We start from the raw sequence: 19,148 nt of genomic DNA, 5'->3' as shown, positions 1-19,148 counted from the left end.
TTTAGCCCCCTCGGCAGCAGAAACGTAAGATCCTCCGTTTCAAATCGCCACCATTAACATAAAAGTTTTTATTCTGTCATGGGGTAACCAATAATCTATTTAAAGTTGGCCGCTATAAACAATCTTTTTGACCTGCTTATCGAGGCCGCCTTTTAGCCGGTGGTTGGGGAGCCGTCTCCCTAAATTACTTTCGTGTTAAAGAAATTATGGATAAATAATTCAATGACTTGGCTAATGAAGATGTTTTTAAATCAGCAATCCTTACGCTAACGCTAGAGTCAATTGCGGGAAAAATATAATATGGGTACGCAGTTGACTGGCATGTTCCCTAGATGTAGTATTCAGCTATGTCTACCTACCCCAAAACCTATGGCGAATTTGTAAAATGGTTTCCGGATGATGCCGCATGTTACTCATATCTCTTTAAAATACGCTGGCCAAATGGCTTTATCTGTACGCGATGTGGAGAAGACAAATACTAGTTGGACAAAGCAGGACTTTAGCGGTGTCATCAATGTCTTTTCAAATCGTCGATAACAGCTGGTACGATTTTTCAAGATCGCAAGAAACCTCTTTTACAATGGTTTCATGCGGCATGACACCTCACCGAAAACAAGCATGGGACAAGTGCTCGTAGTTTACAGAAAGCTCTTGGACTTGGTAGCTATCATACGGCGTGGACTTGGCTTCATAAATTTCGTGTTGCGATGGTTTCTCCTCAAAGGGATAAGTTATGCGGAGAGATAGAAGTAGATGAAATCTTTATTGGTGGAGCAAAGTCAGGCAAGCGAAGGCGCGGCGCAGAAGGAAAAGAATTAGTATTGATTGCTGCAGAGAAAGTCGATCGACATATAGGGCGAATTCGTTTAGTGCACATTAGCGATGCAAAGGCAGAAACTTTAAATACGGCACTTGGATACGTTATCAAGCCCGGCTCCACTCTCTATACCGATGGATGGGCTGGATACAGCACAAAACATCTGAAAGCCTTGGGTTATGATCATGTCGTTGTCCGTTCTAATGCCCATCTCGGAGATAATCTCCTGCCATTTGCCAACATTATTACATCTCTTGTGAAACGCTGGTTGCTTGGAACTTTACAGGGGGGAATACAAGCCACGCACCTTGGTTATTATCTGGATGAGTTTACGTTTCGCTTCAATCGTAGAACCTCTAAATTTAGGGGTATGCTGTTCTATCGACTCTTGGAAAACGCTGTCAACGCTAATCCAGCAGTAGAAGCCTCATTCAAAGGAGGAAATCCTGCTATCAAGTACAGTAGTTAATTCAACCTGGCTATGCAAGGCACGCCTCAAGTGTTCCCCAAATCCTGATGTCCGGGATTTCTACCTTAATTGGAATTTACATAAGCCTGTCATACAGCAGCAACTTTTGGCAAGGACTTATACCTTAAGCTCCGCTGCCCCGCTTTATGGGCCGTCGCAAACCAATAAAATGTATCTCGCCGTTACCAAACAACATGGCTGTCAGGCGGGATATATCTTTGTATCAATCTAATGAAGCAGCTCTAACAAATATGTATTTTTGAAAATATTCTGACGCATTTGTTGTCTTTAGCTGCTCAAAAACCTGATGCCCTTGCGATCACGCGGCGGTACGTCGGTCAATGGGCGCGCTGGCTAAAATTGGGGCTATCGACAATTGAAGGGCTTGAAACCTCGGTTCAAACCCTATTGCCCAGTATCTCTTCATGTTGGATACAGGGCGCCATAGCTCTCAGCTTAGGTAATGATCTATAGTATCTTATTTTAGTTCGCAAAATGAACATGAAATTTTTGCATAATGCCATAATCCACGGGAGGGGTTCCAATGGAATCCCACAACAACGCGACTGTGCGTGGTGACAGCGGGCGCCCGAAATCGTCATGCATTTTGTGCATGCCTTCTAAGCGCTGCGACACAGCTGCACATTTTTCATATAAATTATCGTTAGATAATTGATCTAAGTTTTCTGTTACAAGATAATCATAGCAAGTTAAATTGTCCCATCCTCCCCATGTCCAGAAAATGCCTACCGGCGCGCTGTCGTTCCATCTCCCAAAAATCTTTTGAAAATGACCTGCGGTAGTCGTTAGTGCCTTTTCGATCAAAAACCGCGGGGTAAACCATATCTCGAGCTTGTTTGCATTTTTCGCTTTCTTCTCTTTACGATAACCTGTCGATATGCTCAAATAATTACCTACATCCCCACACTGCGATAAATCAAACGTACCCTCTAACGGATTCTCTAATGCCGCTATCGGTAGATCAATCCGCCCAACTTCGCTTCCCTCTTGCGGTCTGTAAATCAATACGCCCTTTAAAAATCTTTCATAAATTTCTTCATGTCCTGGGACGCCATACCATGCTTCCTGGCAGAGTTTCTTTACGGTCTTACCATCGATGGATTCTTCCTCGATTAGTTTTCGCCATTCTCTACAAACAAGTAGTATGTTAACTGGATTGCGATTGTCTAAACATTCATCAATAGCAGCACGGTGTAAAATCATAGCCGTGATTTCTTTTGGACAAACTTTGAATGCAGATTCATCAGCAGGCTCTAGTTCCGTGCCCTGACTCACCTGAAACGATGCAAAGATGAGGGCGATCATTAAAGATGAGATAAGAAGCTTTAAGTTTTTTTCATAAAGAATTCTCCGTGAGAGTATAAAGTTGAAGACATATATTCTTCAATACAGTTTTGATTATTATAGCGAATATGAATGCCAATCAACTGCATACCCATAAAATATAAATCTGACTCAAAAATATGCCAGAATAAATATGCCAGAATTTCCTGTTTAATATCACCGTTGAGAACATTAGTTAGGTGATAAGGAGGAGAATCCAAATAAAGGACTAAAGACAAATTTAGGTAATATTTAAAACTAGCAATGAGTTGACAGTAAAATCTCGCCTAATCTTTACGTCTCATCTTTTTCTATATGAGGTTATTAATGGATATGAAATACCTATAATAATTGGAGATATACATGGTAACTTTAGTGGGAACACAAACTAGTTTTGCAGATTCTGTTAAAGAACTTATCAAACTTGATTTTGCTGCTGTAGAGGCGTATGAAGCTGCAATCGATAGGCTTAGAGCTGAAGATTATAAGAGACAACTTAAAGGGTTTAAATCAGATCACGAGCGGCATATTAAGGAATTATCCGACCTTTTGAGTCGATACGGAGAAGACGTTCCTCAAGACTTAAGCTCAGGCAAGCAATGGCTTACTAAGGGAAAAATCATCTTAGCTAATCTTATCGGTGACAATACTATTTTAAAAGCCATGCTTAGTAACGAAATTGACACCAATACAGCTTACGAACGGATGAATGATCGCACTGATAAGTGGCAAGAGGCCCAGGAAATCTTGAAACGTGGCCTAGAAGACGAAAAGCGCCATAAAAAATGGTTAGAAGATACTCTAGGGAGTGACGGTGATTTTGATGAATAATAAAAATTAAGCTCAGAGGAGGCCTTCAAAATTTGGACCGAGTGTAATATTAGTAGAGGTTTTATGGTTATTGATTTATATCATCCTCAATTAAATTTAAATATTTGAATTGTTAGGTAGGGCGAATGCTCCACTAATATTACCCTCCTTTTTAGGGGATGCCTCAAGAACCTGCGATAGGGTCTTTAAGTAGTGGATTGTTGTCTGCCAAATTTGAGTTATTGAGAATAATTTCCATATGAACATGACGATGTGGAGCTCTCAAGGTCTAGCGTGTACGCTCATAGTACTATATTCTCATAAACTCTAATATTAAACCTTTTTACGATTGGTTAATTGCCAGAGGGAAGAAGAAAAAGGTTACTCTAACAGCATGTATGCGCAAGCTTCTGATCATTCTTGATACCACCCTACAACTACATTTTTATCATAAAGAGGTACAGCGTTAAAAACACAGTTGCTATGTGGTAGGGATTTAAGTTTAGCATTAGCCATGATGACAATTTCACACATAAGGGCAGCCAAGATTTTCTATCTGAATCTTTGGTTATCTTTTATTTTAAAAGTAAATTTTATGAAATTTTTGACGCTTTTTTACTGTAGGGATATGTTGTTTAATAAAAAAGTATTGGTAATCACAAAGGAGAGTTTATTATGAAATATATTAAATTTACTTTAAAAAGTATCACTACTGCGTTTTTTGTGGTTGCAGTGGTAAGTGGGGTAAGTGCTGCGGAGCGAAATGAAACAGAAGAGAATCTTCAACAGCAATTAATTACCTTGCAGCAGCAAAATGCTGACCTTGAAAGAATCAATGACCTTAAAAAACAGATTAAGCAAGAACAACAACGTCAAGCTCAACTGCAAAATCCTGAGCAACCAAAAGACAATGAGCCAAGTCGCGGTGTCCAGGCCAGGGAGGCAATCAAAGATGCTGGGAAAAAGATAGGAAATATTTTTAAATAAACATTTAGTAAAGTAGATTTGTATGTAGAAGTTAAGATTTAGTATAGCAACAAAAAACATAGCTTTAGGAATGGTAACTGTCAGATCTTGTCTTAACTTTTACAACTTAACATCTACCGACACTTGTCCTTAGCGTTCTTGTCTCATTTTCACAAATATTTTCTGCTCCAGCTGGGAGAAAAGGGCAGTTTTTATGCATTGGCACTATTTTGTGTCAACGCATTCGGCGATTTCAATCATTCTGCATGTCTTGGTATTCCCATAGATAAATAAAGCTTTAACTATTTTTTCTTGTGTTCACCCTTCGTCATACTAAAGAACGACTTTCATTCGATCTGCCCGCTTTTTATCACACTCAAATCGATGTGTTTTTATAAGCGTTTCACCCTGTTCTGGCGGGAACATCTTGGGCAGGGATTCACGATATTTAATTTTTAGATAAAAGTCATTTTTTCAATCGCATTGGGCATATTAGCGTTTTCATATTAATAATTTGTAAATCGTTAGTCTCCTAAATTTTAAAAAGAAATTAAAATTATGGAGATTACTTTGCTAAAAAATATTATTGTTTTTTTTAGTTTATTTCGTTCATTTGCGTATGCAAATGATATTGATCAAATAATAGAACCTGAAGCTCTCGTTCCTTATAATCATAGGCAGCATGAAGTACACCAATTCATTGAAAAAATCCGCCAAAAAAAACAAAAGTTATAAATGAAACTACTGAAGTTATTTCAGTTAAATTTACGATTTTAAAAAATGATGATATTTTTTATAATACGGTGGAAATTGAGCCTGATAAAATCTTTACTTTTAGCTCTAAGGATATTTGCCTTAAAGCTGATGTACAGGCCCCAAATGTTTTTATAAACCTTGAAAAAAGTGCTGGAAGATATACTCTTCTCCTAAGCTTGAAAGAAATTTCGTATACTCCCCAATTTGTTCCCTTTGTGGATTTCAAGCCTATTTTCCTACAATTTCAACCCACCAATAAGCCATTGCTAGTTCCTTATGGTCCTTTATACGCTGTTAACCCCCCAACAAACCTAAACCGTAGTTTTAAAGAACAATATGATGGCCATTTAAATTATCTATTTGATTGTCTCTTTCTTAACGAGGGTATCGATCCAAAAGCTTATTTTGAAAAACTCAACACTCTTTATAAAAAAAATTATTTCCCATACCTTTTTAATCAAGCATCTTCAACAATTCAAAAACCAAGAATTCCTGGGTTTATTCATGCCATATGGCTAACTCATGAGGAAAATCCCATTGAGTTTCCAGATGAGTTCATCAAATTCACATTAGAGTCCTTAAAAGCTTGTCCTTCACAGCAAGGTTTCAAACATATTCTTTGGGTCTATAGTAAAGATAAACTCCCAGAAACAGTAGCCAGATTCGCCTCAACTGATATTGAAGTAAGGGAAATTAGTCTTTTGGGGGACTTTGAGCTGAAAACTTACTTTCTTGAGGAATTAAAAAATAAAAAATTTGGCAGGGCTAGTGATATCTTTCGACTCGTCGCTTTAGAAAAATATGGCGGCGTATACCGAGATGTAGATTATCGCATTCACCAGTCGCTCCGTCCTCTCTTAAATAATTATAATTTTGTGGCAGCTCGCGAACCCATGTCTTCTTTTATCTGCAATGCGTTTATCGCATCAAGCCCACGTCACCCTGTAATTACTGAGTATTTATCTTTAATTAAGCGGAATTATGACCCACTTAGAGTCAAAAAATATATCTCTACTATCCCTGACACTAACTGCTTTGGCACAATCCTTATTACTGGCCCTGGTGCTTTTACAGTAGCGGTAGCTAAAGCAATTGATTCTGAAAAGAAAGATATAGATATTATCTTTTCCCATGAAACTCTCTATCCAACTCCTGAACATGCATATCCCCAAATTACAGTGGTAAAACCAGATGAATCAGTTCCCCCAGAAGCCCTTGGGGTACACTATTGGAAATCAACCTGGACAGAAAAAAGCAAATATGGCAGTAAAGGATAAATTTCCTTATTCACACTCCTATATCAAACATCGCCTGATATAGGGGGTTTCTTAAATTGTTAACTTTTTCTTAACTTATAAAAAGTTTTAATAAAAATAGTTTCTCGAAAATTATAATATAAGTAGGTGTAAAATGTATTCTCTCACTAAGATGATTGCGTGTCTGTTTTTAACTTCTTCACTGGTTTTTGGTAACGATCGTTGTATCGATCTAGATAAAGAAGTTTCTTTCCAAGAAGCGCAATCCATTAAAAAGCAGATCCAAACAGATCCTAATTTAGTTCAAGCTTTATATCAAATTACTTACGATACAGTGCAAGTATTGGATCATTTTGAAATCCCTTACTCGCTTATGTTTGGTTCTCTTTTAGGCGCTGTACGTGGTGGTGGTATTATCCATCATGATGATGATGTTGATTTGATGTTTTTAGAAGAAGATAAGCCAAAGCTTGAAAAAACCAAAGAAACATTTGCTAGCCTAGGATATAATTTATTCTATGATCCAAAAAATATCGTTGGATACAAACTCTATTCTAAAACGCCTCTTAAATTAACAAATGGCGAAGAAATATATCCTTTCCTGGATTTATTCACTTTTAGATTGGACCACGAAAATAACCGATATATTTTAGCGGCAGAAGAAGGAAGAAAGATTTTTAGAAATCCATTCCTGTTACCTGGGGAGTTTCGTCAACAAAAAGATTATAATTTTGGTGAATTTAAAGCCAAAGGACTAGAAAATCCAACTGACTTCTTTAATCGCTTTTATGGGCCGGCATGGAATACCATTGCCTATGTATCACATAAACATATTAGCTCTTTAAAAAACAACTATCTCTGGATGCTTACTGAGAATGACCGTAGCGCCGCACAGCCAACAGGGCCTCTCAAGGAACGTGTTAAAATGTTTTTTGAAACTCATATTGCTCCTCCTCCTATTTCTGCAAATAATTCCTTATTTTGGGAAGAATTTTATAAGAAAAATAATCTTGCTCTCACCCCTTCGACTTTTGCGCAATATTTAATTGAAAACGATTTTATTGAAAAAGATGCATCTTTGGTTGATATTGCCTGTGGAAATGGGCGCGATACATTTTTTTTCCAAAAAAATAATATTAAAGCCGTGGGTATTGATGCGTCACCAAATGCTATTAAATCTAATCAAAACTATGCTAAGGATAGTGGACTTACCACAGATTCATTCAGAGTAGTTGATATTAATGATCAACAAAAACTTGCTAAATTTCTTTCATACGATAACTTTTATGCACGCTTTTTCATACATTCTATTAGCGAACAAGAGCAAAAGCAGTTTTTAGATTTTCTCACTGGAATGAAATCTGGTGCCAAACTGTTTTTAGAATTTAGGACAGATAAAGATCCAATGTATCAGCGTTCTTTACAGCTTAGTAGGACAGAAGGCGTCACTGATCACTATCGACGCTATATTCATTTTAAAAACTTTTGTACTGAGCTGGATTCATTAGGATTCAGTATTGTTTATGCCCTTGAGGCCCAAGGGCTTTCTATTCACAAGGAGGATAATCCATATTTAGGTCGTATTATCGCCCTAAAAAAATGAAAAATTAAGTTAAAACCTACTCTGTTGAGAATTATGGCTATGATGCAGTGTTGTTTTTAGGAGATATGACGGAATTTTGTGTATAGCTTAAAAAAGGAAGTTGGCGTATTCTGTTAATGAAAAAATAAAACAGGGAATACGCCGGTACCCTTAAATTAACTTTGCAATTTAAGCTGTTTGGGTGGTAGCGTCAACTTAACTGATTAATGGGCAAGTTAAGGCACAAATAACCCTTTCTTTCAAATTTTAGGCATACTGATTCTGTTGAGTGATAGAATGCCAATTCCTAAGGTAGTTAATTGCAGAGCGTTTTTAAAAGCTTCTCTATTGTTTAAACGGCTCTATTCCTCGATAAGCTAGAATTTCGCCTATATCGCGTAAACTAAGTAGGAAATAATTTCAACTGGAAATCGATGACGTTTATAAAGCATAGAACCTCCTGTTTCAGAAGTTCATGCCTTATATTATTTAATTTTAAAAGTTAAGTTAATGATGCCGCATCAATAATTTATGACGTTGTTCCTCTCGTCTTTAAACGGTACATGGGTAATAATTTGCCATTTTTCCCTAGAAAATTGAGAAAGCAGCTTTATAATCTCAAGCTTGAGGGAAGTGTTTGTACCTTGAGGGATAAGACGCTTCACGCAAGTAATGAACGGCTGCCAGTTATGAGAAGAAATATGGGATAAAATTACCATAGCATCGGGTTGCTCAACCGGCCGCAATCCTTCAGTGAGGTGCAAGCAAGCTGTAAAAAATTCTGGCCATTCTTTATACTGCACATTCTTAAAAACATTAACCATAATAGACTTATTTATAGGGTCTGTAGTTGGAAAGATAAAACAACTTATATAAGAGCTAAGCTCAGGCCATTTGCTGATGGGAATGCTCAACAATGCTTTTATAAGGATAGAGACATTTGAGCTACCTTTTTTTAATTTATAAGAACTAATAATAATTTGGAAGAGACTTACTCGCTCTCTAAAAGGTAGAGCCATGAGAGAATAAAAAATGTCACACCTATCTTGGATATCGCCCTCATCTATCACCTCTGAAATCTTCTTCATAAGCAATGGTTGGTTCCAAGACACCTCAAGCAATTTTTTCCACCAACTAAGCCACAAGTCCCTATTAATTTCTACCTCAGGCTCCTTTAAAGACCATAACTGAGACAGCTTAGATCGGTGGGACAACTTAAGGACTAATAAGTATTGGATGTCGTGAAGACTAAGACCTCCTTTTTCAAGAAAGGTTTTTGCAGACTGAGGTGTATCAGGAAGGAGAAGCTCATAAGTATTTAATGGTACTGCAAGTTCTTGGTAGTATTGATACGTTCTGCTTGCCAGATGAGAATAGATATCCTTAAAACTCATCAAAGGGGTGTGAGGATTATAAAGGTGGTCTATCACAAGAGCAACATAATCATAATAATAAAGCAAAGAGATAGCGTGTTGAGCATATTCTAAGCTTCTACTGTTTTTAGGCAGAATTAAGGCCTGCTGTGCTGTTTCTTTAAAAACATCTCGGGCAAAAAAATTTTTTCTGAGAGGCTGGATATATAAATCATTGACCGCAACATCTAGCACTGTATTAGCAATCCATAAAAAATTAACCCGTAGGGTAAATTCCTTTTTTTCAAAAAGGTTAAAAATGAGGTACAATAGCTTTTCTTCTTGGACTTTGTAGGAGTCTTTACTTAATAAACGCTGAGCTATTGATTCAAGCTGTACACTAGGTGGATTACAGAACAGCGAAGATGTATAATCTCTTTGGAGTAAGTATCTTTTATTACCTGTGAGAATATGGCTTATTAAGTCATGTGCTGTGAGAGTATTATGTTGTATGAGGATTTTGGCTTCTTCAGACAATCTATCTATATCAATTGGTGCTTCTTGGTCAATATAATTATTCAACTTCGTAATCATATTATATTGAACCTGAGCAAATTCATCTATGGTACTTGCTGAGGTTTTTACAGCTATAACAGTCAAAGTGAAAGCAATAAACATCCACTTCTTAAAAAAATATGCAATATTCATAAATACTCTTAAAAGGTAATAAGTAAAATTTTTATGAAGTGAAAGATTACATTTATTTTTATATTTGTCTATATTATTGCAAGTTTCTTTTTAGAGAGGCAGACGGTACCATCACATTAACTTAACTTTTAAAATTAAATAATATAAGGCATGAACTTCTGAAACAGGAGGTTCTATGCTTTATAAACGTCATCGATTTTTAGCTGAAATTATCTCTTACGCTGTCTTTCGAGATATAACCGAAAGTTGTGTATAGGCTAAAAAGCAGAGGCGGCATATTCCGTTAATGAAAAGAATAAACCAGGCAATACGCCATGACCAAAGATAATGTTATTGAATTAAAAAGCCAATGGGATGTGGGGGAGATGCGCTCAGCAGTCTTCTACGACTGGGGCGCAGCAGCTATTGGCTCGTGTCATTGAGGAAGAAATCATTCTGTTTCTGAGTCGCTATAATGATCTTTCGCAGCCAGATCAGCCAGTGTTGGCCTTAATCCTTCTGGCGCTATGGAAGTCTCTTCTCTTTCTTTTGGTAAAGTATCTTTTTCCATAGCATCTGCAGAGATGGAAAAATGAAGGGAGAATAGAAAAGTGCTCAGAGATAGGAATTATCAAAAAAGAGGGGTTCATTTAATAAACTCTTACTTCAGGGTCGACTAGTTATATTTTCCCCCTTGAGTCTTCATTTCAATTTCCTTAATAGGTAATTTGTCATAACTGATAAATGGCACATTTTCCCCATTAGCAGACGCTCTAAGCATTTTGGAAGGACCTTCCAAAGACAAGCATGGGAACCTTAAAAAATCATAATGAATGTTTGGATCATATTTTGTTTCATCAGCTTCTTTGGCAGGAAGATATAATTCAACCGTACCCTTAAGGTAATTGAAATATATAGGAAGATATACATAAACTGAGAAAACCATTTGAGGGAAATGCACTTGGAGACGATCTCCTTTTATTTTTACATATTTTTGAGCGCGTAAAATACTTCCACGAACCACAGTTTCATAAAGTGCTTCATGCATAAGGGGTTGATCTTGGCTTAAGATGTGAAAAGAGTTTTCAAAACCAGTAAAAGAGATGGTTCCTTTACTACTTGCCATCACAATTCCATGCTTTTCAAGATTTTCTTTTGTTTTTTCATCAAAAAGCTCTTCAGTAGACATGGCTGTTACATCAAGATCTGCATAGACAGAATATCGAAATCCTTCCGTTTTAAGTTGATGAAGTTGAATGATAGGACGAAGAAGGTCAGAGCGAAAATAAACAGGAATTTCATGAGAAAATACAATTTCATTTTCTCTGTCTTTAACGGCAGGAAGCTCTCGAATATCTTTCATCGCAATATTAGGCAAAGATTCTTGGTAGAAGTAAGCACGTGTCCCCTCTACGGCCTTTGATATTGTATAATTACCATCATACCAAAAAACAACTGATGCGTTTGGATTTTTTCTAGCCCAGGCCTGAATAGGAGCAACCACATTTTCTTCAAAAATTGTTTTGTCATCTTTATCCTCATCCTCTTGATTTTTAAGGCGGTATATATAGGGATTTTCGCTAGAATTTTTATGTAGCCACATAAGATTAATCGCGTACCTATCGGGATCTTTCTCCATAGCGTTTAAAGGATTCATAATAAAAACAAGTAAAACTAAAAAAATAATATGCATAATTATCTTCAATAATTAATTTTACACATAAGCACGATGGTGAATAATATCCACAAAAAGTTGAGAAAATTGTAATCGTCGAATTAAGCAGTGATCCAAATAAAGAAATGAGATATTTCAAGAAGATAGAATATTGAAAGGATTTTAAAAAATAGGCAATAATTCTGCACGTCGCGTCATACAGCTAACATGTTCCCATATGCCCACGAAAACAGCTATTTTACAAGGATACTCACGCCTTCTTTGCACAATCGCGACTGCTTCTGCCGCTTTCCCATACTTGCCACCCAGATTCACCACATCCTCTCAAACTTACGCCGCGCACGGGCCCAGCAACCAACGCTTGTCACCCCTTCGTGAGCTGTGACTTGAGTGTATCCTTTATAGGCATCAGTTTACAGATATCCTTGAAAGCCTTTCAGAAATTTTTCTGCAACTGTATTGATAGCGCACGTGCTCGATAACCTTGCAATTTTCATAAAGCCCTCTTACGAGAAATTTTCTTTGCAAAACTTATGGCAAAAGAGTTTACTTTTGCCATAAGTTTTGCAATGAGAAAGGTTCAGTATTTTCCTAACTACTGATTGTCGTTGCAAAAGTTAGGAGTTTTGCAAGTTTGAGAAATAAGGACTTAAGGGTTTATCGGCAAAAGCTTTTTGGGAATTTTCAAGTTTTTCAAAATGATGGACTCCCCATAAGAATCCCCCTGTTATAGGAAGTAAAATAAAGCAAGCTCCTAGATGCCCAAACCACTCTGTAAAGTAGACCAAACCAAAGGAAGTTATCACATAAATAACCGCCCTCGATAAGGCATAAATCAAACTTGTATAAGTAAAGCGTCGCAATACGGGAAAATGTTTAATCAAAATGGGAATAGCTGGAACACCTGTTAAGGTAAAAATAATGCTTAAGAATTGAATAAAAAAAATAAAATGATAATCTTGATTGAGACACATCATCAGAGGAAACAAGATAATAAACAATAAATATAAGGCAGAACGATATTTGACTATTTTTAAAGGTTCCAGCTTTTTGCTCAAATAAATGATGACAATAACGGCTAAGAACTCAATGATAGAAAGAAAAAAGTTTTGTCTGACAATAAATTCACTACTAAGTCCATTGCCTTTTAAAAGAGGTACAAAATACATATAACTAAAATATAAGCAGGCTGGCGGTCCGGATGACATCAGAAAATAGGCGAGTACAGTTTTAAAAGATGCTTTATTTTTTAAATTTGATTTAGCATTCTCAACCTTATTTTCTGCCTTTGATAGGACTGTATTATTAGAGTTCCGTGGGAGTTTTATGTTCTTTTTGTGGTTAAGGAATTCGGGGGTTTCTCTTAGCCGCGTCCTGGCTACTGAGCCAATAACTGCTACGGCAGCTCCAAACCAAAAAGCAATTCTCCATTCAATTCCAATGCTGAGAACGGCCGTGGAAACTCCTAAAGCCACCATAGTTCCTAATCTTGCTGCGCAGGAAATTAAAGAAACAATCTGATAACTTGCGGGAGGTTTAGTCATCTCTGTTAAATAGATTTCAGCCCCGATAATTTCCCCCATAGATGAAATACCTTGAATGATCCTGCACAAGGTAACAACCCAGGCGGCAGTAATCCCAATTTGGGCGTAAGTCGGCAAGCTTGCCATAATGATACAGGAAAGCGACATCATCATCGTGGTAATAATAACCGTTGCCTTGCGCCCTATATTGTCACCAATATAGCCAAAAACAAGAGCTCCCAATGGACGAAGAACATAGGTAGAACAAAATGCAAAAGCAGAGAGAAGAGCAGCTGTATGTGGATCAGTTTTGGGGAAGAAAAGTTCATTTAGAATTACAGCCATATGCACATATAGCATAAGGTCGAAATATTCAAGGAAAGTACCAATCTGTAAAAGGCCTATTGCTTCTTTTTGTTCGCGGTTAAGACCGGAAAGCACCCTCATGGTAACAACCTAAAATTTAAACAGCTTAGTTCTCTCATAATCCTTTCAGATAGGCCTATCCATGAGAAAAAATGTTTGTTTATAACCTATTACTATGGAACCAAACGGCGGTATTCAAAGGATTTTTAGACATGAAGTCCTCTATTTTGTTAGTTAGGACGAAAATAAGCAAGGATAGTAAAAAGCACAATCAGGCAAAGAAGAGTTAGGAGGCCTGGAACTTGTCTATCCTGAATTGTTTGAGCTTGGTGTCTCTTTTTCATTTTCCTTTTAAGGCATGCATACCGGGCACGTTTGTTAGTAATAGGGTGAGGAGCCAACATTGTTTTAATCTTTCTTGAAAGGTTGGTTTTCGTAATTGATGAATTTTAGCTAATTAGCTTGTGAATCTATAAGATGTGAATCTATAAGGTGACGGCTTACATCTTATTGTTTTATTTATTTGATAAATCTTTTTAGCAAGCCAATCTATGAGAAAAAATTTGCACCTATAACCTTCCTCTGGACTCATATGAATTTGCTAATATTTCTCTAGCTATAAGGTATGCTCCCAATCTAATGCGGGCGAAAGTAAGCGAGAATAGCAAAAATACTCATCAAAAAAAGAAACGTTAGAAAGGTATTCTTTGTGGTTGATTTCTCGGTATTGCGGAGAGCTAGAATTTGAGTTCTTTTTTTCATTCTTTTTCTCTTGCGTAAGAAACGGTGACGCCTATTGGGAGTGTTGTAAGGAGCTAATTCGGTCATGTTACTCTCTTCTTAATTAGGAGTTGTTTATTAAATTATCCTTATTTTCAAACCTTCGATTGTGACTATAGCAATCTTTATTGAGATATGCTATGATTTTTGTAACATAAATCAAAATAAAGAGAAAAAAATGCCAAAAGGTGGATTTAGGCCAGGTTCTGGAAGAAAACCTAACTCTGGATATTACCGTGAAAAAACAGTAGTGCGGCGGATTCCTTTGTCGGTCTCTGCGGCATTTGATACTTACATTGATTCTCTCAAATCAGGCGTTTCTCTTTGTTTAAAAGAAGTTTTTCTTGTTCAAGAGACTTCTATAAGATTACCGCTATTCTCAAATAAAGTAGCAGCGGGGGCCCCTTTTCCCGCTGATGAAGACATTGATTCCTATCTGGACTTAAGCGCTCAACTGATTTCGAAACCAGCAACAACCTTTTTTGTAAGAGTTTCAGGCGAGTCTATGGTGTTAGCGGGAATTAATGATGGAGATATTTTGGTTGTTGACCGTTCGATTGAGGCTAAAAACGGTAGCATTGTCATTGCTGTCCTTAATAGTGAATTAACAGTGAAACGTTTGAGTTTGGAGGGAGATAAATGCTACTTAAAACCAGAAAACACCTCTTATGAGCCTATAGAAGTCACAGCTGAAATGGATTTTTACATATGGGGGGTCGTGACGTCTGTTATCCACCAATTCGTGAAACTTTAACAAAGTTTCTTTTTGAACTAATAGATGTAAATAATTTTTACGCGTCATGTGAAAGAATTTTTAGACCAGATTTGCACAATAAACCTGTAGCAGTCCTCTCCAATAATGATGGATGCGTCATTGCAAGGTCTAATGAGGTAAAAAGCATTAGGTATTCCCATGGGGGCCCCTTTATTTAACTATAAGGGAATATTGATCGGCATCGCATCACCGTTTTTTCCTTAAATTTTGCTTTATGTGGGGATGTTTCAGCTCGATTAATGTTTTTAGTAGAGTCTTTAGTCCCAAAATTAGAAGTCTATTCTATCGATGAAGCATTTATTGATTTTACTGGTGTCTCTCCTTTATTGGAGACAGCTTTTCTATTCGTCAAAAAATACGCCAGTCCCTTAGTATTCCTACCTGCCTTGGAATTTTGAAAACAAAGACTCTGGCAAAGATTGCCAACCACTTTGCTGTGGTTGGCCAACGGCTTATAAACGAGCTGAACGGAATTTCTTGTTTTGCTTTAGAAGAGGATCCAGACCCTAAAAAATCTATACAAATCTCCAGAAGCTTTAAGGAAAGGAACTCACAAATTTATTGAAACCATTAATTTTATACTTATCTATAGAGATGTCTGGATTTTACCTTATATCAATTTAACTTTTTTCCAGAATCTCAATAAAAAGGAATTTTTTAAATGAAAATACTAACAAAAATCTTACCCCTCTTTCTTTCTGCTGCACCCATGACGGTGTTGGCTATGGGTGGAGATGATATTAATCCTTCCAAGGGTAACAAAAGGCCGTACAGTTCTATAAAAGTAGAAAAAGAGGAAGAAAAATCTCAAGAACACAAAAGACAAAGAACCCAAACGCAAGAAATTATTGCTGAGCTTGACGAAAAAGAACCTAGTAAGAAGCATAAGCAAATTGACGATTTTGAAAATCACCTGGATTATTTAAAAAGCCTTACCCCTGCATTTAGAAAATTTATCCTGGGCGACGATTCTGCAACCAGATTAGAAGATATGGAAGCAGCATCTAAACAGCTGAAAAAAAGATATTACCGTGACTTTTTTGCCAAGCCAACTTCCTCAAATTTTAATATTACAGACTATCTTTCAGATGAACTTAAGCAAGAAATACTCTCTTATTGTTCGAAGAAAGATCTAGCAAATTTGATGTTGGTTTCCCATGATGTAAGAGATGCTGTCTATAGTCTTGTGCCTGTTTTCCAGGAGGTAATAAAGTATGGGCAGTATAATAATATTAATGAATTTTTGGATGAATTTTACCATGGCAATCCCCGTGCTAATGCTGCTGCAGGGATTACACAACACCAGAGTCACAAATCATACGGATTTTGCAGGAACAAGTGGTTGGATTTAGCTTTTGAGGCTGGCGATTTGTCAGCTGTCTCTTTTATATTTCAAAACAAATTATTTTTTAATCCCATGGGAAAGGGGGATAAAGTAGACAAACTTCTAAAAATTATAGAAGAAGTTTATAAAAGACAGGAAGCAGGCAAAGATTTCTCGTTAGATAAGGGAATAGCAAGTTATTTAAGCGCTCGAATCCACGAAGGTAAATCAAAAAGGGAAGTTTTAAAAGTTGTTAACATACTAGAAACAAGCTTGCCTAGGTCTATAGAGGCAAACCTGATGCTCAGTCGGGCTTTCCTCACTGGAACAAAAGCACGTCAGGGGAAAAATAGGATAGAAGCAATTAGTATAAATACGGAAGAAGCGACTAAATATTATAAAAAGGCAAACGAAATAGCAAATACATTACCAAACTTTCAAAGAGGCCAAGCTCACTATGAAATAGGGTTATGGTTCCTTATCAAGCAAACTATTATCACAGGCCTCTACAAAGCAATTTCACCACAAGATACCACCGCGTTGGCACATATCAATGGGCACTGGCTAAAAGCGATTGAAGCCTGGACTGAAGCAGAAAAAGGAAATCTTCAAAAAGCAGTTACTCATTTTAAAGAAACTATTATGAAAAGCCCCCTTTTTTCCTGGTGGGAACCAAAGCCATCAAAAGTCTCCTCTGCTAATCCTACATTGCTTTCAGTAACTCAGCAATACTGTCAATACTTGATACAAAATGAATACATAGCTTTCAGGTTTTTAAAAAAATTATATGAAAAAGATAAAAAAACTAATGATCAGTTAAAGCCCTATCATCTAGATATAGACATGGCGTTAGTAGCTGCAAGAAATATAAAATCCTTTTTATCTATCCGTCATCCTAAAGGACACGCTCCTTATCAATCACCTGAGTTTTTCGAAGCATGTAAGTATTTCGATCTCGCAATTAGGTTACGTTTACAAGAGTGTGATGAAGGAATGTGTGATGAAAGAATGAAAGATAAGCTCATAAATAACCTTAATGCCATTTCAAAACTAAAATTAACTGGGGAAAACATACTTGATGACTATGGACATACTCTTAAACAGCTGGGATTAGGTGAGCCCAGTACATCGCTAAATCCTATTGAATAGTTCAATAATTAAATTTCTTACTTTAGGGTACAGGGCAGCCTGTTTTAGGTAAGCCCTATTTTGTTATTATTTCTGGTTGCAAGATCAATATTTAACTTGTTGAAGAGCCGGATGCGGGAAATCCGCAAGTCTGGTTCTGTGAGGGTTGCAGGGAGAAATCTCTGCACCTACTCGATAAAGGTTCCATCGAACCATTCTCAATGAATTTTATCAAATTACATTCCGTAAAAAGATTTATGCTGCTATTGAAGAGTTGAAAAAGATCTGGACAACTGGCTGGAATATTATAATAATCAACGAACTCACCAAGGAAAAATGTGCTGTGGACGAACACCGATGGAAACATTACTTGATGGGAAATCTATCTGGCAGAAAAAAGTTGGTAATCTCAACTTAATCTGACAGTAAATAGGTATAGTTCCGAAATGGGTAACTGTCAGATCAGGTCTTAACTTTTACACTTTATAAGCCCAATTCTTTTACTTTGCAATCAGGATCGGTCCAGATATGTTGTGGTACCTTTCTTTCCTCTCAATAACTTTTCAGAAACTTGATAATGCTTCCTTTTCTTACATCTTCTCTGAAATTGAAGGCTTATCTTTCTTGATGGAATAAACCCAATATTCTCGTGGAACTGGCTTTTTTAAAGGAGAAATCCGCGCAAGGGTATGTCTTTCAAGATCTACCTTAAATCCCAAATCCTGCTCAATTTTGGGGGCCCACAGCTTTAACTCTTCGTCAGGAACTTTTGGGTTTTTATCAAAACCAAGGTACTCGAATGTTTGATTTTCGTTTAAAGTGAGAAGAATATCTATGAAGTCTTCTCTATTTATCCCGCAACCTTCTGCTTCAATATGTTTAAGAGAAGTATTCTCCTGGATTAGGTCTTCTAAAAGAAGTATCCCATCCATAGGATTTTCACTTATATCCAAATAAGTAAGATTAGTATTATGGCGTAATCCTTTCCTGATAAAATGGAAGCTCTCATAATTTAATCCCATTCCCCTAAGTTTGAGTGTCTGTAGAGAAGGATTTTTTTCTAATGCTTCTCCTATTGCTTCTCCAACGTTAGAAGGAAGAGTTGTGCAGTTATAACTTATATCAAGAAACTTAAGGCCCTTCGTCTTCTCTAAACAATCCATAATCCAACCTATACCCAAGGTTGGAGTGAGCTTGTTATATGATAAATCAATAGCTTTTACCGATGGGGGAAGATCATCGAAAAGCATCTGCACGCCATCATTTTTAAATTGGTTATTGCTTAAATTCAAAACTTCACATCCACTACCTTTTAGTAATCCCACAACATGGATCATTTTTTTATCTTTCAGATGATACGAGCTAAGATCTAAGGTTTTTGGAGAAGCAGAGGCAACTTGTTGAACACTATCTCTTTTTTTAGGAGAAGAATCATCGAGGCATTCAATAAGATTTTGCTTAAGGGCGAAAGGTTCTTTATCTTGCTGTAAGGTTTCTGAGCCCATTCCTGCTTGCATGGCTAAAAGTTGCGTGAGAAG

At 36.8% G+C, this 19,148-nt stretch carries 13 protein-coding genes and 4 pseudogenes; 11 read left to right on the top strand and 6 right to left on the bottom strand.

The features are described from left to right. Window positions 1-347 precede the first annotated feature (347 nt). Window positions 348-482: a transposase gene (locus tag IG80_RS16880; RefSeq protein ID WP_084756344.1), complete on the top strand. Its 135-nt coding sequence runs from the start codon at window positions 348-350 to the stop codon at window positions 480-482. A 132-nt stretch (window positions 483-614) separates the two neighbouring features. After that, a pseudogene (locus tag IG80_RS14705) lies at window positions 615-1,286 on the top strand (IS1595 family transposase); the annotation flags it as partial. Between the two features lie 483 nt (window positions 1,287-1,769). Here IG80_RS14705 and IG80_RS0109060 read toward each other — a convergent pair. Next, window positions 1,770-2,612: a hypothetical protein gene (locus IG80_RS0109060; RefSeq protein WP_032113737.1), complete on the bottom strand. Its 843-nt coding sequence runs from the start codon at window positions 2,610-2,612 to the stop codon at window positions 1,770-1,772. Between the two features lie 381 nt (window positions 2,613-2,993). On the opposite strand from IG80_RS0109060, the gene IG80_RS0109050 reads away from it, so the two are divergent. The 5 genes from IG80_RS0109050 to IG80_RS0109035 all read left to right on the top strand — a co-directional run bounded on the left by IG80_RS0109050 (window position 2,994) and on the right by IG80_RS0109035 (window position 8,021). Next, window positions 2,994-3,461: a DUF2383 domain-containing protein gene (locus IG80_RS0109050; protein ID WP_032113735.1), complete on the top strand. Its 468-nt coding sequence runs from the start codon at window positions 2,994-2,996 to the stop codon at window positions 3,459-3,461. 654 nt (window positions 3,462-4,115) lie between these two features. Beyond that, window positions 4,116-4,427: a hypothetical protein gene (locus IG80_RS0109045; RefSeq protein WP_032113734.1), complete on the top strand. Its 312-nt coding sequence runs from the start codon at window positions 4,116-4,118 to the stop codon at window positions 4,425-4,427. Between the two features lie 537 nt (window positions 4,428-4,964). Continuing rightward, complete coding sequence (locus tag IG80_RS15200; protein ID WP_156962147.1) at window positions 4,965-5,141, top strand: hypothetical protein; 177 nt, start codon at window positions 4,965-4,967, stop codon at window positions 5,139-5,141. 68 nt (window positions 5,142-5,209) lie between these two features. Continuing rightward, entirely contained in the window at window positions 5,210-6,439 is a 1,230-nt protein-coding gene (locus tag IG80_RS0109040) for a glycosyltransferase family 32 protein (protein WP_032113733.1), read from the top strand. 133 nt (window positions 6,440-6,572) lie between these two features. Continuing rightward, window positions 6,573-8,021 carry a class I SAM-dependent methyltransferase gene (locus IG80_RS0109035; RefSeq protein WP_032113732.1) on the top strand — a complete coding sequence of 483 codons (1,449 nt, stop codon included), beginning with the start codon at window positions 6,573-6,575 and terminating at the stop codon, window positions 8,019-8,021. 500 nt (window positions 8,022-8,521) lie between these two features. Here the strand turns inward: IG80_RS0109035 and IG80_RS0109030 are convergent, their stop codons facing one another. The 4 genes and pseudogenes from IG80_RS0109030 to IG80_RS0109015 form a co-directional block, all read right to left on the bottom strand. Beyond that, window positions 8,522-10,060, bottom strand: coding sequence for a hypothetical protein (locus tag IG80_RS0109030; RefSeq protein WP_032113731.1), 1,539 nt, complete (start codon window positions 10,058-10,060; stop codon window positions 8,522-8,524). Between the two features lie 655 nt (window positions 10,061-10,715). Then, window positions 10,716-11,732, bottom strand: coding sequence for a hypothetical protein (locus IG80_RS0109020; protein WP_032113729.1), 1,017 nt, complete (start codon window positions 11,730-11,732; stop codon window positions 10,716-10,718). A 293-nt stretch (window positions 11,733-12,025) separates the two neighbouring features. Beyond that, window positions 12,026-12,115 (bottom strand): annotated as a pseudogene (locus IG80_RS16875) (IS66 family transposase); the annotation flags it as partial. Window positions 12,116-12,331: 216 nt separating this feature from the next. Then, window positions 12,332-13,684 (bottom strand): MFS transporter, encoded by a 1,353-nt coding sequence (locus tag IG80_RS0109015; RefSeq protein WP_052046294.1) that lies wholly within the window; start codon window positions 13,682-13,684, stop codon window positions 12,332-12,334. Between the two features lie 877 nt (window positions 13,685-14,561). Between IG80_RS0109015 and IG80_RS0109010 the strand changes: the two genes are divergently transcribed. The 4 genes and pseudogenes from IG80_RS0109010 to IG80_RS14110 form a co-directional block, all read left to right on the top strand. Beyond that, window positions 14,562-15,137: a LexA family protein gene (locus IG80_RS0109010; RefSeq protein ID WP_032113728.1), complete on the top strand. Its 576-nt coding sequence runs from the start codon at window positions 14,562-14,564 to the stop codon at window positions 15,135-15,137. Then, a pseudogene (locus IG80_RS16870) lies at window positions 15,092-15,556 on the top strand (Y-family DNA polymerase). Before IG80_RS0109010 ends, IG80_RS16870 begins: the two are co-directional and overlap by 46 nt. A gap of 263 nt (window positions 15,557-15,819) precedes the next feature. Beyond that, entirely contained in the window at window positions 15,820-17,631 is a 1,812-nt protein-coding gene (locus IG80_RS0109005; RefSeq protein ID WP_032113727.1) for an F-box protein, read from the top strand. A gap of 178 nt (window positions 17,632-17,809) precedes the next feature. After that, a pseudogene (locus tag IG80_RS14110) lies at window positions 17,810-18,033 on the top strand (IS3 family transposase); the annotation flags it as partial. A gap of 167 nt (window positions 18,034-18,200) precedes the next feature. On the opposite strand, the gene IG80_RS0109000 reads toward IG80_RS14110, so the two are convergent. After that, window positions 18,201-19,148, bottom strand: a 948-nt coding sequence (locus IG80_RS0109000; protein WP_156962146.1) for a leucine-rich repeat domain-containing protein, incomplete at its 5' end; no start/stop codon positions are given.

The sequence above is a fragment of the Candidatus Paracaedibacter symbiosus genome (genome assembly GCF_000757605.1).
GTDB lineage: Bacteria > Pseudomonadota > Alphaproteobacteria > Paracaedibacterales > Paracaedibacteraceae > Paracaedibacter_A > Paracaedibacter_A symbiosus.
This window is presented reverse-complemented; position numbering and strand designations above follow the sequence as displayed.

What these genes read in the sequence shown, in the direction of transcription:
- IG80_RS16880 (WP_084756344.1), top strand. Translation starts at nt 348, where the DNA reads ATGTCTACCTACCCCAAAACCTATGGCGAATTTGTAAAATGGTTTCCG.
- IG80_RS0109060 (WP_032113737.1), bottom strand. Translation starts at nt 2,612, where the DNA reads ATGATCGCCCTCATCTTTGCATCGTTTCAGGTGAGTCAGGGCACGGAA.
- IG80_RS0109050 (WP_032113735.1), top strand. Translation starts at nt 2,994, where the DNA reads ATGGTAACTTTAGTGGGAACACAAACTAGTTTTGCAGATTCTGTTAAA.
- IG80_RS0109045 (WP_032113734.1), top strand. Translation starts at nt 4,116, where the DNA reads ATGAAATATATTAAATTTACTTTAAAAAGTATCACTACTGCGTTTTTT.
- IG80_RS15200 (WP_156962147.1), top strand. Translation starts at nt 4,965, where the DNA reads ATGGAGATTACTTTGCTAAAAAATATTATTGTTTTTTTTAGTTTATTT.
- IG80_RS0109035 (WP_032113732.1), top strand. Translation starts at nt 6,573, where the DNA reads ATGTATTCTCTCACTAAGATGATTGCGTGTCTGTTTTTAACTTCTTCA.
- IG80_RS0109030 (WP_032113731.1), bottom strand. Translation starts at nt 10,060, where the DNA reads ATGAATATTGCATATTTTTTTAAGAAGTGGATGTTTATTGCTTTCACT.
- IG80_RS0109020 (WP_032113729.1), bottom strand. Translation starts at nt 11,732, where the DNA reads ATGCATATTATTTTTTTAGTTTTACTTGTTTTTATTATGAATCCTTTA.
- IG80_RS0109015 (WP_052046294.1), bottom strand. Translation starts at nt 13,684, where the DNA reads ATGAGGGTGCTTTCCGGTCTTAACCGCGAACAAAAAGAAGCAATAGGC.
- IG80_RS0109010 (WP_032113728.1), top strand. Translation starts at nt 14,562, where the DNA reads ATGCCAAAAGGTGGATTTAGGCCAGGTTCTGGAAGAAAACCTAACTCT.
- IG80_RS0109005 (WP_032113727.1), top strand. Translation starts at nt 15,820, where the DNA reads ATGAAAATACTAACAAAAATCTTACCCCTCTTTCTTTCTGCTGCACCC.